Consider the following 15,718-nt stretch of genomic DNA (forward strand, 5'->3'; position numbering starts at 1 on the left):
CGACAGCGGATTCCGGCACAGGCCGGCATCGGACGGCTGGCGGGAAACCGCCGTGAAGAGGGCGGATTTCCGCCAGAAGTGGGCGGCGTGATGGGGCGCGGATCGCAGTCGGGGCTGCGGTTCGGACTGCTCGGGCCGCCGATTCTGTACGACGGCCAGGGCGGCGCCGGCGTCCGGGTCGTCGGCAGCCGCAAGCAGCGGATCCTGCTGGCCGCGCTGCTCCTCGAAGCCGGCCGGGTCGTCTCCACGCACTCCCTCAAGGAGGCGCTGTGGGGGAGTACCCCGCCCGCCTCGGCCAAGGCCTCGCTCCACAATCACGTCTCCCGGCTGCGACGGCTGCTCGACGACCCCGAAAGGCTGCAGGCGGTGGCCCCCGGCTACCTGCTGCGCGTCGCACCTGGCGAACTCGACGTCCAGGTCTTCGAGAGCCACGCCGCCCGGGCCCGCGGCGCGCACGCCGCCGGGAACTGGACCGAGACCGTCCGGGAATGCGCGGCGGCACTCGCCCTGTGGCGGGGCGCACCGCTCAGCGGAGTCCCCTCCGAAATCGCCGGATACGCCCTGGCCCAGCGGCTGGAGGAGGCCCGGCTGCTCCTCCTGGAGTGGCACTACGACGCCGAGCTCGCCCTCGCCGACACCCGGCCGGACGCCCTCGTCCCCGAGCTCTCCGCACTGGCCGCCGAACACCCGTTGCGCGAGTCCTACCACCGCCAGCTGATGCTCGCCCTCCACCGCACCGGCCGTCAGGCCGAGGCCCTCGCCGTCCACCGCGACCTGCGCACCCGCCTGGTCGAGGAACTCGGCGTGGAACCGGGCCCGGCGGTCCGCGAGGCACATGTGAAGGTGCTGCGCGGGGGAGACGGCAGCGGGCGGGCCGAGGCCGGGACTCGCGGTGTGGCCGCTGTTCGGAACGACGGGTCCGACCGGGCCGGAGGTGAGGGCAGGAGAGGACGTCCGGGAGCTGCCGTCGACTTCGGCGAGCCACGCGAGAAGAGCAGGCCGACCGCTCCCGGTGGACCTTCAGGTGCACCTCCCAGTGCATCTCCTGGTGTCCCGCCCGGTGTTCCTCCCGGCACCCTTCCCGCAGGAGCTACGCGCGAAGACGCCCCACCCACTGCCCATCCGTCACACCCCGCCGCCCAGCCATCGCCCCCTCCGGCCCATCCGTCGCCCCCTGCCGCCCATCCGCCGCACCCCGCCCCCGAAGCCGAGACCCCGCTCCCGCTCCCCTTGCCCCGCCCCGCCCAACTCCCGCCACCTCCAGGTCACTTCACCGGCCGCGTCGCCACCCGCGACGACCTGCTCCGGGCCCTCACCCTGGGCGGCGGCCCCGCCGTAGGCGTGGTCAGCGGTATGGCCGGGGTCGGCAAGAGCGCGCTCGCGCTGCATGTCGCCCATGGGCTGCGGGAACGTTTCCCTGACGGCCAGCTCTACGTCAATCTCCAGGGCGCCACCCCGGGAATGACTCCCCTCACCCCGGCCCAGGCCCTCACCGCCCTGCTCCGCGACCTCGGCGCCGACCCGCGCCGCATCCCCGAACATCCGGACGCGGCAGCCGCGTTGCTGCGCTCGCTGCTCGCGCCCACCCGCACGCTCATGGTGCTGGACGACGCCGCGAGCGCCGCTCAGGTACGGCCGCTGCTGCCGGCCGGCGGCGGCTGCGCGGTGATCGTCACCAGCCGCTCCCCCCTGACCGCCCTCGACGACGCCCACCGCTTCCCGCTCTCCCCGCTCTCGGCCGAGGAGAGCGCGCAGTTGCTGCGCGCGGTGTCGGGCCGGGACGGCCGGGACAGCCCCGGCGCCGACGGCGACCCCGCTGACGGCAGCACCCCCGACACCCGCCACGCCTCCGATGCCGTCACCCCCATCGACGCCACCCATCCCCTCATAGAACTCACCGGCCGCCTCCCCCTGGCCCTCCGCGTCGTGGCCGCCCGCCTGGCCGCCCGGCACGCCCTCACCCCCGATGTCCTCGCGGACCAACTGGCCGCCACCGAGGACCGGTTGCGGCATCTGGAGTACGACGACCTCTCCGTCCGCCGCTCCCTGGCCGTCGCCCACGACGCCCTCGCCGCCTCGGGCCGCCGGTCCGACCGCGACGCCGCCCTCGCCCTGTGCCGCATCGGCGCCCTCGACCTGCCCACCTACGGCGTCCCCCTCGTCGCCCGCCTCCTCGGCACCGACGGCAGCGACGAGACCCGCGCCGAGGACGCGCTCGACCGCCTGGTCGACGTGGCCCTGCTGGAGGAGACGGCCTACGGCCGCTACGCCCCGCACGACCTGGTCCGCGACTTCGCGCGGGAACTCGCGCGCACCGGACACGCCCCCGACATCGCCCGCACCGCCCTGCGCTGGTACGCGGCCGTCGCCGAACGCGCCCTCATCGCGATCGCCGAACCCGGCCTCGACCTGGAGGACCGCCGCCGCCCGACCGCCGCCCAGCCCCCCGAGCACGCGGCACATGTGCTGGCCATCCCGCCGTTCCCCTCCTCCGAGAAGGCATTCGCCTGGTGCGAGTCGGAGCTGGAGAACATCGTCGCCCTGGCCGAACGGCACACGGACACCCCCGACGAACGCGCCGCCGCCCATGTCTCCACCCTGCTGAGACTGCTCTCCCCCTTCCTCCAGCGCAGCGGCCGGGTCGCCGAGACGGAGGTCCTCGGCCGGGCCGCGCTCACGGTGGCGCGCCGGCTCGGTGACGAGGAGGCCGAGGCGTGCGCCCTGGGCGACCTGGCCGGACTGCACTTCCTGACCGGCCGGCACAGCGAGGCCCTGGCCCTCAACGACCGGGCCCTCGCCATCTGGCGGCGGCTGGGCCGGGACTCCTGGACGCGCCGCTGCCTCAACAACCGGGGTCTGCTGCTCGAAGGCCTGGGCCGGTACGCCGAGTCGGGCGAGGCACTGCGGCAGAGCCTCGCCTACTCGGGGCAGTTGAACGACCCCTTCGGCGAGGCCGTCACCCACAGCAACCTCGGCAACCTGTACGAGCACACCGACCCGCGCGCCGCCATCGAGCAGCACCGCCGCTCGCTCGCCATCGGCGAGGAGGCCGGCAGCGTGGTCGTACGGCACTCGGCGCACTGCAACATCGGCTACGCCCATCTGACCCTCGGCGAACCCGCCGCCGCGGTGGCCCACTTCGAGGAGAGCCTGCGCATCCTCGGCAGCCCCGGCGACTGGCACGGCGAGTCGCAGAGCCGCCTCGGCCTGGTCCGCGCCCTGCGCCTGATCGGCCACGGTGACCGCGCCGCCGCCGAGTGCGCGGAACTGCTGCGCCGCGCGGACGCCCGCGCCGACCGCTACACCGGCGCCCTCGCCCGCCACCAGCACGGACTCCTGCTGCGCGAGCGGGGCAGGGCCGAGGAGGCGTACGAACAGTGGCGGGCCGCTCTCGACGCGCTGGACGGCACGGACGAGAAGACGGTGCTCCAGGAGCTCATCGCCCTGCTCGACGACTCCTGTTTACGGTGATCACTTCGCGGTGATCACTTCGCGTCCGCATAGCACTCCACCACCGCCGTCGTGAACGGGAACCGCACCGGAGTCTCGCCGAACGTCAGCCGCCCGGCCAGGTCGGACGCCTGTCTGATCGCCGCCACGACCGCCTCGGCCTCCTCCTCGGGACAGTGCACGATCACCTCGTCGTGCTGGAAGAAGACGAGTTCGGCGGCCATCCCCGCACAGGCCTGCCGGAGTGCGGCGAGCAGCAGCAGGGCCCAGTCGGCGGCGCTGCCCTGCACCACGAAGTTCCGGGCGAAACGGCCGCGGGCACGGGTGTTGGTGGAGGCGTACCCGGGCGTCCAGCCGTCCTCGCCGGAAGCGGGCCGACCGGCCGGGTCGTCCTGGGGGATGCCCGCCTCCTCCGCGTCACCCGCCCCCGCGGCCGGCGGGCAGGTCCGCCCCAGCCAGGTCCGCACCAGCCGGCCCTCCTCGCCCGCGCGGGCCGCGTCGTCGACGTAGGCGACCGCCTTCGGGAAGCGGCGTCTGAGCGCGGCGAGGTTCTTCAGGCCGTCGCCGGAGGTCTGGCCGTAGACCGCGCCGAGCACGGCGAGCTTGGCCTGGGCCCGGTCGCCGGAGAAGGCCCGCTCGGAGACGGCCTGGTAGAGGTCGCTCTCGCGTCCCGCCACCTCCATGAGCCCCGGGTCGCGGGAGATGGCCGCCAGCACCCGCGGCTCCATCTGGTCGGCGTCCGCGACGACGAGCCGCCAGCCGGGGTCGGCGACCACCGCACGCCGGATGACCTTGGGGATCTGCAGGGCACCGCCGCCGTTGGTGACCCATCTGCCCGTGACGGTCCCGCCCGCGTGGAACTCGGGCCTGAACCGCCCGTCCCGCACCCAGTCCTGCAGCCAGGACCAGCCGTGGGCGACCCAGATGCGGTACAGCTTCTTGTACTCGACCAGCGGCTTCACGGCCGGGTGGTCGAGGGACTCGATCTCCCAGCGGCGGGTCGACTTCACCTTGATCCCGGCCTGCGCGAACGCCTTGATGACATCGGCGGGCAGATCGGGCCGCACCCGGCGCCCGAAGGCCGCGGACACCTCGTCGGCCAGTTCGGCGAGGCGCCGGGGCTCGCCGCCGCCGGCGTACCGCTCGCCGAGCAGTTCGTGCAGTACCCGGCGGTGGGTCTCGGCGCTCCACGGCAGCCCCGCGCGGTTCATCTCGGCGGCCACCAGCATCCCCGCCGACTCGGCGGCGGTCAGCAGCCGCATCCGGTCGGGGTGCGCGGTGGCGTCGTGCCGCCGCTGCTGGTCGGCGTAGATCTCGGCGAGGTCGGTCAGCGGCACATGGACGCTCTGCGGCTCGAACAGGGACGACTGCGACCCCGGTACGGCGGCGCGCTGGGGCGGGTCGGGCGGTACGGGGCCGCCGCGCAGCCGGGCCAGGGCGGCGGCCGCCGAGCGCGGCTCCCCGGACCGGCCCGCGTGGCCGAGCAGAAGGGTCTCGGCGTCCTCGATGTCGTAGCACCGCTCCACGCGCACCCCCGCGGCGAGCAGCCGCGGGTAGACCTCGGCGGTGGACCGCCACACCCACCGCGCCACCTCCGGCCGCCCCCGCACGGCCTCGGCGAGATCCCCCTCCCGCCGCACCGGCCCGACGGGCAGCCCGCCGGCCCCGAGGGCGGCCACCTCCACACCACCGTCCTCGGCCGGAGCGAGAGCCCAGCGGTCGGTCATGTCTGCGAGTGTGCCAGCCACCTGTGACAACGGACCTTCCGGACATCAAGGGCTCTCACGGCTCTCATGGCTTTCACGGCCCCGCGACTCCGCCGACTCCGCCGACCCCGCCCGAGCTGGCTTCCACGAGCGCCTGGGGCTGACCCGCCAGTCTCTGGGCGGGCCGCCCGAGGCCGCCCGCGTGGGGGTGGGCGTTCGGGGTTTTCGGCCGCCGTTTCCCAGCTTCCGAGGCACATGACACCCGCGAGCCGTGTGGCACCGGACCCCGGTCCGCCGCGAAACCGCGTCCAGACCCGCCCGCGGGGCCGGTGCCCTCTGCCCCCGCCGAGAACGACGCGGCCGCGCCCGCGACCGTGCCCGCAGCCCGAGCGGGACGGGCATCCGGCGCCGCGTGGAAAGTGCCCCTTACGCCCCCTGCGGGAGACTCACCCGCCGGCCCGTCCAACGAGGCAGCCCGCCCGGCAGGATCTGCGCGGATGTCCCGGCCGCCCCGGCCGAACCCCGCCGCCCACACCGCCTGGCCGCCCCGGCCGCCCCCCTCAGCCCTGCTCGCCCTGGCCCCCTTCCCCGCCCTGCGACTTCACGTACCCCTCCAGCTCCTTGGCGATGGCGCCCTCCACCGGGCCCTTCTCGATGCCGAGGCCCGACAGGACGCCCGTGCCGTTCTCGAACTCCAGGAGGGCCAGCAGAATGTGTTCGGTGCCGATGTAGTTGTGGCCGAGCCGGAGCGCCTCGCGGAAGGTGAGTTCCAGGACCTTCTTGGCGTCGGAGCCGTAGGGGACGAGCTCGGGGACCTCCTCGACGGCCGGCGGGAGCGCGGCCGTAGCGGCCTCGCGGACGGCGTCGAGCGTGACCCCCTGCGCGACGAGCGCCTTGGCGGCGAGGCCCTCCGGTTCGGCCAGCAGACCGAGGACGAGGTGCTCGGGACGGCCCTCGGGGTTACGGGCGGCGATGGCCGCGTTGTGGGCCGCCATCACCACGTTGCGGGCCCGCGGGGTGTACCGGCTGAAGCCCTGGTCGGCGTTCAGGTCCGCCGACTCCTTCGGCACGAACCGCTTCTGCGCCGCCTGCCGGGTGACCCCCATGCTCCTGCCGATGTCGGTCCAGGAGGCGCCCGAACGCCGGGCCTGGTCCACGAAGTGGCCGATCAGATGGTCGGCCACCTCCCCGAGGTGATCCGCGGCGATCACCGCGTCCTGGAGCTGGTCTAGGGGCTCGACATGGACCTTCTTGATGGCCGTGATGAGGTCGTCGAGCCGTACGGATGACGTGATGTTGGGGTTCGTCGTCATGCTGTCAACCGTAGGTTGTCACCCAGAGAGTGTCAACCAGAGGTTGCCCCCATGCTTGAGTACTACTTCGGTGAAGCCGCCAGCCGCACCGCGAGTCCCGTGAACACCGTCCCCGAGACGATGTTCATCCACCGGTTCACGCGCGCACTGCGGCGAAGGACGTTCCCGAGCCGCCCGGAGAGCAGCCCCACCCCGCCGTCCCACAGGAAGCCCATGACCACGAGCGTGGTACCGAGCAGCAGCAACTGCCCCGGGACATGGCCGAGCGACGGGTTCACGAACTGGGGCAGGAACGCCACGTTGAAGAGGATCACCTTGGGATTGAGCAGATTGGTGACCGCTCCCCGCCAGAAGGCCCGCCGCATCCCCGCCCCGCCGGCGGTGTCCCCGTCCTCACCCGGAACCGACCGGTCCCGGAACGCCTTCACCGCCAGGTAGAGCAGATAGGCCGCTCCCACCCAGCGCAGCACGTGGTACAGCGTCGGCAGGGTGTTGAACAGTGCCGACAGTCCGAGCGCCGCCGCGACCGTGTGCACGAGCATGGCGCAGGCCACGCCGAACGCGGCCATCACCCCCGCGGCGGGCCCGCCCCGGCCGCCCATCGCCACGATGAACATCATGTCGGGACCGGGAGTGACACAGAGCGCGAAGGCGGCGACGAGGAAGGCCGCGTACAGAGACATGTCCACCATGCCGCCATGCTCGAAGCGGCACACGCGCGTGGGCGACCGATTTTCGGGGAGTGAGACGATCGCCCCGTGAGCAGGAGCAGGAGCAGGGGCGCGAGCGGCAGCAAGCCCGATGACAAGAGCGACAACAGGCGCGGCACCAAGAACAGCGGCCCGACCGGCGACACGACCAGCGACGCGACCGGTGACACGTCCGGTGACATGACCGGCACCGTCGACCGTGCCTTCCGCGCCGCCCTCTACGCCGACGACGACACCGCCCTGGACACCGGTGCCTCCCTCCTCGCCGCCGACCCCGCCACCGACGCCGAACTGGCCCGGCGCGGCGCCGAGTTCGTGGCGCAGGCCTGGCGGCGCGGCTGGCAGCCCGCCGATGTCGTACGGATCGTGCGACGCGAACTGGACGACACCCATGTGCGACTCGCCACGGCCCTGATCCGCGCACAGGCCGGCGACGACCGCCCGCGCGGGCCCCGCTGGACCGCTCAGCTCGCCCAGCTCTCCGAGGCGGAGGAGGCCGACGGGAACACCCCGCGCCCCGACCGCTTCACGCACGCCACCGCCGTACTGGAGCTGTACCGTCTGCTGCTGCGCCTGCCCGCGCTGGAACCGCTGGAGGAGCCCCGGGAGCCCCGGCGGGAGCACCGGGGCGACGCCCGCATGCTCGGCCGTATCCGCGCCCTGCTCGCCAAGGCGGAGGCGACCGGCTACCCCGAGGAGGCGGAGGCGCTCACCGCCAAGGCGCAGGAGTTGATGGCCCGGCACAGTGTCGACGAGGCGCTGCTCGACGCCCGGGCGCCCGCGAAGGACACCCCCGGCGCCTGCCGGATCGGGGTCGAGCCGCCGTACGAGCAGGCGAAGGCGGTGCTCCTCGACGCAGTCGCCACCGCCAACCACTGCCGGGCCGTGTGGAACGAACCGTTCGCCTTCTCCACGGTCGTCGGCTTCGAGGGCGACCTGGCGGCGGTCGAACTCCTTTACACCTCGCTGCTCGTGCAGGCGCAGTCCGCGATGGCGACGGCGGAGGCGGCCCAGCGGGCGGGCGGCCGCAAGCGCACCAAGACCTTTCGGCAGTCCTTCCTCGCGGCCTACGCCCACCGCGTCGGCGACCGCCTGCGCGCCGCCGCCGAGGCCCCGGTGACTGTGGACCTGCTGCCGGTTCTCGCCTCCCGCGAGGTCGCCGTCACCGATCGCATGGAGCAGATGTTCCCGCAGACGACGACGACCCGGCTGCGCGGTGTCAGCGACGAGGCGGGCTGGACCGAGGGTGCCCGGGCGGCCGACCGGGCGCAGGTCGGCAACCGGCCCCGGCTCAGTCCCCGGCCTGAGTGAAGGCGCTGACGGAAACGTTCGGATGGTTGGCGTTGTCGTTCTGGCCCTGGACCGGGCCGTACGACCACTTGAAGCTCTTCTGCGTGTCCGCTCCGGGCAGACCGATCGCCAGCGTCTTCACATCGAGGCTCGCCTTGGCGCCGGCCTCGCCGCGCGTGTACGTGAGAGTGAAGGTGGCGGCCGTGCCCTTGGCCAGGGTCAGCTTCGTGGCCTTCGCGCCTTTCGCGGGGGAGACGCTCGCCGACGAGTCCGTGGCGTTCAGGTCGATGCCGGCGAAGCCGTCCAGGGTGCACTGGGCGCTCTGGTTGGTGAGCGTGACGGGGATGTCGCCGGTGTCCCCGGCGGCGGGGGCCACGCTGGCGGGTCCCACCTCCACGTCCATATGACCGATCCGGCACGTGGTGCCGTTGCTCGGGCTCGCGGTGGCGCTGTCGCCGCCGGAGCTGTCGCCGTCACCGGAGCAGCCGGTCAGCAGCAGGGCGGCGGCGAGGGCGGTGACGGCGAGGGGGGCGGCGCGCATGTGAAGTCCTCTGGTGTGAGCGATCCGGTGCAAGGATCATCACGCATGCCAGAACCCCACGTACGTCCACCCCCACAAAGCCCTCCGGCTACGAGCGGCGCCCCGGCCACGAACCCGAGGCCCGTCCACGGCCCGAGAGCTGCCCATGACCGGAGGCCCGGCTATGGCCCGAGGACCCACCTACGAACCCGAGGCCCGGCTACGACCGGAGGCCCGGCTATGGCCCGAGGGCACGCCTACGAACTCTAGGCCCGGCTACGACCGGAGGCCCGGCTATGGCCCGAGGGCTCGCCTATGACCGGAAGTCCGGCTCGACCCAGGCCTCGCCTATGACCCGAGCGCCGCCCACGGCCCGAGACCCGCCCAACGCACCGAGCCCCGCCCAACGCACCGAGCCCCGCCCACGGCCCGAGACCCCCAACGCCCCGAGACCCGCCAACGAGAACCCGAGGCCGCTCACGAACCCGAGGCCCCCTACGACCCGAGCCCCGCCGTCGGCAGTCCGCTGGGCAGCTTGCCGCCCTCGGCCCGGGTGTACGTCTCGGTGCCGATTCCGCCAGACCACTTCACCTTGAGCGTCGTCCTGCTCACCGACTCGACCGTCCCGTCGGCCCGGTCCGTGCTGCCGTCCGTGCACTTGAGGCGGATCGTGTCCGCGCTCGCGGTACCGCTGCACACCGCTCCGCCCGTGGCGAAGAGCCCGGCCTGGTCGCCGTTGACCAAGAGGGCCACCGCCTTGCCGCGGCTGGTGGCCAGCCAGTTGCCCGCGACCTCGCCGGACGCCGAGGACGACGTACCGCCGGTGCCGCCGGAAGGGGAGGCCGAGGGCGACACCGGCGCGTTGGAGCTGGGCGACGTGTCGTCGTCCGAGCCCCCGTCGCTGCACGCGGTCAGTACGAGCGCGCCCACCAGCGCCGCGGCCGCGAGCCCGGCCCGCCGACCCGACACAGTGCGCGAGAAGATCGCCGAAGTCACTGGAAGCTCCCAAGCTGTAGTGGTCGGCCAGACGATCGCAGCAAGCTACCAGCGGGTACCCGTGAGAGCTACCAGGACGATTTGCGGACACCTGGCAGATATCCCGCGTGCGCCTGCTCCCGCAGTCCCACCCGGGACAGTCCGAAGGCCCGGAAGTAGCCGCGCGGCCGCCCGTCCACCTGGTCCCGGTTACGCACGCGCGTGGCGCTCGCGTCCCGCGGCTGCCGCCGCAACTCCTCCCGCGCCGCGAGCCGTTCGGCGTCCGTGGACGACGGCCTGCGGATGATCTCCTTCAGCTCGGCCCGCCGTACGGCGTACCGCGCGACGATCTCCTGGCGCTTCCCGTTCTTCGCGATCTTGCTCTTCTTCGCCATGCCGGTGCTCCCTTCAGATCCGCACACCGCGCGCGCGGATCCGCGCCACGGCCGCCTCGACGCCGAGCGAGTCGACGGTCTTGATGCCCTTGGTGCTCAGCCGCAGCCGCACGTACCGGCCCTCGCTCGGCAGCCAGTAGCGCTTGGACTGGATGTTGGGGTCGAAGCGGCGCGAGGTGCGCCGGTGGGAGTGGGAGATGCGGTTGCCGAAGCCCGGCTGGGCGCCGGTCAGCATGCAGTGGGCGGACAAGGGTGATGCACCTCTCTCGGAGCGGGGATGTAAATGGAATTCATTTTCAGTAAGATACCAGCATGGCACGCAACGAACTCCGCCCGGTCATCAAGCTCCGGTCCACCGCCGGGACCGGCTTCACCTATGTCACCCGCAAGAACCGCCGCAACGACCCGGACCGTATGACCCTGCGGAAGTACGACCCGGTCGCCGCCCGCCACGTCGACTTCCGAGAGGAGCGCTGACCATGCGCGAGGGAATCCACCCGTCCTACGGCCCGGTCGTCTTCCGTGACCGCGCCGCGAACCACGCCTTCCTCACCCGCTCGACCCTTTCGGCGACGGCGGGCGGGAAGACGATCGAGTGGGAGGACGGTCACACCTACCCGGTCGTGGACGTCGAGATCTCCAACGTCAGCCACCCCTTCTACACCGGCACGGCCCGCGTCCTGGACACCGCAGGCCGCGTGGAGCGCTTCGAGCGCCGGTACGGAAAGCAGGGCTGATGCTCTCCGTCGTGATCGTCGGCGGGCTGCACGCCGACGCGCGCAAGGCTGCCGTCGGGCAGCTGCTCGCCGACGTGCCGGGCAGCGTCGTACTCCACCACGACCTGGCGACGGCGGCGGCCGGCACCGTCGTACGGACGATCCGCGACGCCACCGGCATCCGGTCCGCAGGCGAGGCGCCGCTGGTCAACGACTGCGCCTGCTGCGCGCTCCGGGAGGACCTGGTCCCGGAGCTGCGCCGCCTGGACGGGGCCGGGACGCTCCGCCTCGCGGTCGTCGAACTGTGGGACTCCGTCGAGCCCAAGGCGATGGCCGAGGTGGTCGCGGCCGCCGGCCTCACGGTCACCGGCGTGATCACCGCGGTCGACCCGGCCCTTGTCCTGCCCTTCCTCGGCAACGGCGACGACCTCGCCGACCGCGGCCTCGCCGCCGCGGCCACCGACCAGCGCACGGTCGCCGACACCTTCGCCCGCCAGCTGGAGTACGCCCCCGTCCTCGCCGTCCTCGACTCCCCGGAGGCCGACGAGGAGGACCACGAACTCCTCGCCCAGCTCCACCCGACGGCCCACCGGGTGCCGATCCGTGTCGGCGAACCGACCGACGGGGCGGGCACCCGCTATCCGGTACGGCACTCCGCTCCCGGAGCGCACTCACCCCTCGCCCGCGCCGCCCTGGCCGGGTTCGACGTGGAGGCCGCCGCGGCCGCCCAGCATCCCGCCTGCGCCCTGCTGCCCGCCGAGGCCGACGCGCACGGTGTCGCCACGCTGGTATGGCACCGTCACCGGCCCTTCCACCCGGAGCGGCTGTACCAGGCGCTGGAGGACATCACCTGCGCGGCCGCCCGCAGCCGGGGCCGGTTCTGGCTCGCCGACAGGCCGGACGTGCTGCTGCACTGGGACGCGGCCGGCGGTGCCCTGTGCGTGGAGAGCGCGGGTCCGTGGCTGGCCTCGCTCCCGGACGCGGCCTGGGACATGGTCCCGCCGGTACGGCGAGCTGCCGCCGCGATGGACTGGCACCCCGAGCACGGTGACTGCTGCCAGCACCTCGTCTTCACCTCGCCCGGCCTCGACCGCGACGGACTCGAACGGCTTCTGGAGTCCTGCCTGCTGACGGATGCCGAGTACTCCGCGGGGCGCGACGCCTGGAGACAGCTCCCGCCCGCTTTCGACACCCTCCTGGAGGTCTGATGCCGCGCAAACCCGACCGCAAGCCCGCCAAGGACCGCCCCAACCCGCTGGACCAAGCCAAGATCACCTACATCGACTACAAGGACACCGACCTGCTGCGGAAGTTCATCTCCGACCGCGGCAAGATCCGCAGCCGCCGCGTCACCCGCGTGTCGGCCCAGCAGCAACGACAGCTCGCCCGCGCGGTCAAGAACGCCCGCGAGATGGCACTGCTGCCGTACTCCAGCAGGTAGGGGGCTACAGGCAGGAGATTCCCCACGGTTGACGGGTGGGGAATCTCCCGGCTCGGTACGGAGGATCACGGAGGCGGTCTTCCTGCTGCTGACGGAGGCACACCGGCAGGAAGACCGGCACGACCGCACCCGGTCCACCGAGACCGACGCGGACCGCGTCCTCGCCGGTCTCGCGAGCGCCGTTCGCCGCGAGGTGCCGCGGCTGCAGCGCGCCGGCGGGCTCGGTCAGGGCGCGCCGGACCTTGGCGGGCGGGTGCGGGAAGAACTGGTCGACGGGGATGAGGGTGGGGTCGGCGTCGGGCGCCTCGCTCAGGTCACCTCATCGTCGGGCATACGGTCGAGCAGCGCGCCCAGGTCCATCAGCCGGCCGCGCCAGAACCGTGCGCCCGTCGGCCCGAGCGCTGCTCGCCCCTCGCCGTCCGCGCCGCCACCTGCCAGACCCTGCTCGCCCGGCGCCCGGCGCCCGGCGCTCGGTACACGCGCGTGTGTCGGCTACCACGGCACCCGTCGCCGTCGTAGGCGGCCGGCTCGTGCAGCGGCAGATGCAGGAGGCGGAGGCGTTCCGGCTCCAGGTCGGACACCGATTCACCATGACCTCCGTCCCGCGGCCCGACGCGAACGTCCCGGGCACCGCCGACGTGGAGGTTCTCGCCTTCGAGCCGCACCGGACGCCGAGCCTCCGGTGGACCGACGCCGATCCGGTCAACTCCGCGCACCGGACCGTCACATGGAAGGTGGAACAGGAAGGGCCCGGGACGCGTCTCTTCCTAGTGCACGGGGGATTCGATCCCGACGGTCCCGCTCGGCCGATGGCCCGGACGATCATGGACGGGGGCGGGCGGACACATGTGACGCGGGCACGGGGGCACACAATGGAACGTATCAAGCGCCCCAAGCGTCACATCTGTAACCACGGGAACACCCCGCGTGCACGTGCATCTGCTCATGCGTCTGCACGTGAACAGAGCTATGATCCGGACCAGTTGACCACTGCATCACTGGCCACAAGGGCCACCGCACCACCGGGGAGCGACCTGTGGACCTCGACGTGTACAACGGCATGACGGCCACGGATCTGCGCGGGGTGGCCTGGCAGAAGAGCCGGCACAGCAACTCGCAGGGTTCCTGTGTGGAGTTCGCGCGCCTGCCGGACGGCGGAGTTGCAGTTCGCAACTCCCGCTTCCCCGACGGCCCCGCGCTCGTCTACACCCGCGCGGAGATCGAGGCGATGCTTCTCGGCATCAAGGACGGCGAGTTCGACCACCTCGTAGCAGGCTGAACTCCGGTCACCGGTAGGTGACCGGAGGTAACCGCTGCAGCGCACCGTGTAACGCGCGTAGAATCGTGGCCTCGTAAAAAGCCGCGGTGTATCACTCGGTGGAAGCCGCGGACGGGCCCGCGTGCGGCTGGACCCGGAACAGCGCCCAGACCATCTTGCCGCCCAGCGTCCCGGCCAGCGGATGCCATCCCCAGCTGTCGCTGAAGGAGTCGACGAGGAACAGCCCGCGCCCCGACTCCGCCGAGAAGTCCTCGGAGTCGCGTGCGACCGGACTGTCCTGGCTGGGATCGCGCACCGCGCACACCAGTCGCCCGGTCCACCGCATCAAGTGCAGCCGCACAGGCGGATGGTGCTCCCCGGTGTGCACGCTGTTCGCCGGCATCGCGTGCCGCAGTGCGTTGGTGACCAGTTCGGAGACGACGAGACAGATGTCGTCGAAGTGGTCGCCCAGTTCCCACTGGTCGAGGGTTCTGCGGGTGAACCTCCGTGCGTCGCCCACCGCTTCGTAGCGGGCGGGCAGGGAACAGGAGGCGGCGTCGGACGCGGCCGCGGGATCAAGCGGCGGAAGGCCCTGCCGTAACGGCTCGAGCATGGTCGATCCATTCATCCCCATGCGAGGCACTCCCGGGAACTCGCGGTCGTTGCGATGCAGCGGTTGCGCGGGACCATGGTTTCGGATGAGCGATGCAGATGCAAGGTGCAGATGCACGTGCACGTGACCGAATTACCCCACCCATACCGCTTGTTGGCCATTTTTTCCGCCAACTTCTCTACGGCTTCTTGTCTCTTCCTCCCCTCTACCTGTCTCCGCCCTGTGCGGAATCTTTGGCTTCTTTCCATATCTGTAATCGGACGAGTACTGCTCGGAGTGTTTTAGTGGCAGACTTCGGCCCCTGGAGACGTTGGGGAGGCTGGCGAACGTGAGCGCGGGAGAGCCCGGATCGGTGGTGCGGCGGATGCTGCTCGGCTCGCAACTCAGGCGGCTGCGTGAGGCCCGGGGCATCACGCGCGAGGCGGCGGGCTACTCGATCCGCGCGTCCGAGTCGAAGATCAGCCGGATGGAGTTGGGCCGGGTGAGCTTCAAGACGCGTGACGTGGAAGACCTGTTGACGCTGTACGGCATCACGGACGAGCAGGAGCGGGCCTCGCTCCTCTCCCTCGCCCGCGAGGCCAACGTCGCGGGCTGGTGGCACAGTTACTCCGACGTCCTGCCGAGCTGGTTCCCCACCTATGTGGGCCTGGAGGGCGCTGCCTCCCTCATTCGCGTCTACGAAGTCCAGTTCATCCACGGTCTGTTGCAGACCGAGGCGTATGCACGTGCGGTGGTGCGGCGCGGGATGAAGGGCGCGAGCGCGGCGGACGTCGAGAAGCGGGTGGCGCTGCGCCTGGAGCGGCAGAAGTACCTGGCCGACGACGGGGGTCCCGAGTTCCACGTGGTGCTCGACGAGGCGTCCCTGCGCCGCCCGTACGGCGACCGCCAGGTGATGCGCGGGCAGCTCCAGCACCTCATCGACATCTCCGAACGCCCCAACGTGCGGCTGCAGATCATGCCGTTCGGCTTCGGCGGGCACTCCGGCGAGAGCGGCGCCTTCACGATCCTCAGCTTCACCGAGTCCGACCTGACGGACGTCGTCTACCTGGAGCAGCTCACCAGCGCGCTCTATCTGGACAAGCGCGAGGACGTCACGCAGTACGAGAAGGCGATGAAGGAGCTCCAGCAGGACAGCCCGGGCCCGGGCGAGAGCCGGGACCTGCTGCGTGGCCTCCTCCAGCTCTCCTGAGCGCAACTCTCCTGAGCGCGCGGGATCTCCACCGACTCCCCGAGGGTTCTCCCCAGAAGTTCGCTCAGCGTGCCCAACTGGCGTGCCACGCACGTACGATGACGTGAGATCAGACCGTGACGTTGATCGTGTGTCTGCTAGT

At 72.2% G+C, this 15,718-nt stretch carries 17 protein-coding genes; 9 read left to right on the forward strand and 8 right to left on the reverse strand.

Going from position 1 to position 15,718, the window contains the following annotated elements; genetic code table 11:
• Positions 1 to 90 precede the first annotated feature (90 nt).
• Complete coding sequence (locus ACFVYN_RS19900) at positions 91 to 3,471, forward strand: BTAD domain-containing putative transcriptional regulator (protein ID WP_390000164.1); 3,381 nt, start codon at positions 91 to 93, stop codon at positions 3,469 to 3,471.
• A 14-nt stretch (positions 3,472 to 3,485) separates the two neighbouring features.
• Here the strand turns inward: ACFVYN_RS19900 and ACFVYN_RS19905 are convergent, their stop codons facing one another.
• The 3 genes from ACFVYN_RS19905 to ACFVYN_RS19915 form a co-directional block, all read right to left on the reverse strand.
• Positions 3,486 to 5,177 (reverse strand): bifunctional 3'-5' exonuclease/DNA polymerase, encoded by a 1,692-nt coding sequence (locus ACFVYN_RS19905; RefSeq protein WP_390000167.1) that lies wholly within the window; start codon positions 5,175 to 5,177, stop codon positions 3,486 to 3,488.
• Positions 5,178 to 5,716: 539 nt separating this feature from the next.
• Entirely contained in the window at positions 5,717 to 6,469 is a 753-nt protein-coding gene (locus ACFVYN_RS19910) for a Clp protease N-terminal domain-containing protein (RefSeq protein ID WP_390000170.1), read from the reverse strand.
• 62 nt (positions 6,470 to 6,531) lie between these two features.
• Positions 6,532 to 7,161: a LysE family translocator gene (locus ACFVYN_RS19915; protein ID WP_390000172.1), complete on the reverse strand. Its 630-nt coding sequence runs from the start codon at positions 7,159 to 7,161 to the stop codon at positions 6,532 to 6,534.
• A gap of 198 nt (positions 7,162 to 7,359) precedes the next feature.
• Here ACFVYN_RS19915 and ACFVYN_RS19920 point away from each other — a divergent pair, with 198 nt between their 5' ends.
• Positions 7,360 to 8,490 (forward strand): DUF2786 domain-containing protein, encoded by a 1,131-nt coding sequence (locus ACFVYN_RS19920; RefSeq protein ID WP_390000384.1) that lies wholly within the window; start codon positions 7,360 to 7,362, stop codon positions 8,488 to 8,490.
• On the opposite strand, the gene ACFVYN_RS19925 is transcribed toward ACFVYN_RS19920, so the two are convergent.
• The 4 genes from ACFVYN_RS19925 to rpmB form a co-directional block, all read right to left on the reverse strand.
• Entirely contained in the window at positions 8,471 to 9,010 is a 540-nt protein-coding gene (locus ACFVYN_RS19925) for a DUF4232 domain-containing protein (RefSeq protein ID WP_390000175.1), read from the reverse strand. The two genes, ACFVYN_RS19920 and ACFVYN_RS19925, sit on opposite strands and share 20 nt — an antisense overlap.
• A gap of 474 nt (positions 9,011 to 9,484) precedes the next feature.
• The gene (locus ACFVYN_RS19930; RefSeq protein WP_390000177.1) at positions 9,485 to 9,985 is read right to left on the reverse strand and encodes a hypothetical protein; all 501 of its coding nucleotides are present in this window, start codon (positions 9,983 to 9,985) and stop codon (positions 9,485 to 9,487) included.
• Positions 9,986 to 10,053: 68 nt separating this feature from the next.
• A complete protein-coding gene (gene rpsN, locus ACFVYN_RS19935; protein ID WP_390000180.1) occupies positions 10,054 to 10,359 on the reverse strand; it encodes a 30S ribosomal protein S14 in 306 nt (101 codons plus the stop codon).
• Between the two features lie 13 nt (positions 10,360 to 10,372).
• Complete coding sequence (gene rpmB / locus ACFVYN_RS19940) at positions 10,373 to 10,609, reverse strand: 50S ribosomal protein L28 (RefSeq protein ID WP_390000183.1); 237 nt, start codon at positions 10,607 to 10,609, stop codon at positions 10,373 to 10,375.
• Positions 10,610 to 10,671: 62 nt separating this feature from the next.
• On the opposite strand from rpmB, the gene rpmG reads away from it, so the two are divergent.
• From rpmG to ACFVYN_RS19970, 6 genes are all read left to right on the forward strand, one after another.
• Positions 10,672 to 10,836, forward strand: coding sequence for a 50S ribosomal protein L33 (rpmG, locus tag ACFVYN_RS19945; protein WP_390000186.1), 165 nt, complete (start codon positions 10,672 to 10,674; stop codon positions 10,834 to 10,836).
• A 2-nt stretch (positions 10,837 to 10,838) separates the two neighbouring features.
• Positions 10,839 to 11,096, forward strand: a complete 258-nt coding sequence (locus ACFVYN_RS19950) for a type B 50S ribosomal protein L31 (RefSeq protein WP_390000188.1) — start codon at positions 10,839 to 10,841, stop codon at positions 11,094 to 11,096.
• Positions 11,096 to 12,283, forward strand: coding sequence for a CobW family GTP-binding protein (locus ACFVYN_RS19955; protein ID WP_390000191.1), 1,188 nt, complete (start codon positions 11,096 to 11,098; stop codon positions 12,281 to 12,283). Before ACFVYN_RS19950 ends, ACFVYN_RS19955 begins: the two co-directional genes overlap by 1 nt.
• Positions 12,283 to 12,516: a 30S ribosomal protein S18 gene (gene rpsR / locus ACFVYN_RS19960; protein WP_390000194.1), complete on the forward strand. Its 234-nt coding sequence runs from the start codon at positions 12,283 to 12,285 to the stop codon at positions 12,514 to 12,516. The genes ACFVYN_RS19955 and rpsR overlap by 1 nt, the downstream gene beginning before the upstream one ends.
• Before the next feature lie 542 nt (positions 12,517 to 13,058).
• Complete coding sequence (locus ACFVYN_RS19965; protein ID WP_390000387.1) at positions 13,059 to 13,580, forward strand: SRPBCC domain-containing protein; 522 nt, start codon at positions 13,059 to 13,061, stop codon at positions 13,578 to 13,580.
• Entirely contained in the window at positions 13,553 to 13,795 is a 243-nt protein-coding gene (locus tag ACFVYN_RS19970) for a DUF397 domain-containing protein (protein WP_390000197.1), read from the forward strand. Before ACFVYN_RS19965 ends, ACFVYN_RS19970 begins: the two co-directional genes overlap by 28 nt.
• Before the next feature lie 91 nt (positions 13,796 to 13,886).
• On the opposite strand, the gene ACFVYN_RS19975 is transcribed toward ACFVYN_RS19970, so the two are convergent.
• Positions 13,887 to 14,387: an ATP-binding protein gene (locus ACFVYN_RS19975; protein WP_390000200.1), complete on the reverse strand. Its 501-nt coding sequence runs from the start codon at positions 14,385 to 14,387 to the stop codon at positions 13,887 to 13,889.
• 364 nt (positions 14,388 to 14,751) lie between these two features.
• Between ACFVYN_RS19975 and ACFVYN_RS19980 the strand changes: the two genes are divergently transcribed.
• Positions 14,752 to 15,576 carry a helix-turn-helix domain-containing protein gene (locus tag ACFVYN_RS19980; protein WP_390000389.1) on the forward strand — a complete coding sequence of 275 codons (825 nt, stop codon included), beginning with the start codon at positions 14,752 to 14,754 and terminating at the stop codon, positions 15,574 to 15,576.
• Positions 15,577 to 15,718 lie beyond the last annotated feature (142 nt).

The sequence above is a fragment of the Streptomyces sp. NPDC058307 genome (assembly GCF_042880295.1).
GTDB lineage: Bacteria > Actinomycetota > Actinomycetes > Streptomycetales > Streptomycetaceae > Streptomyces.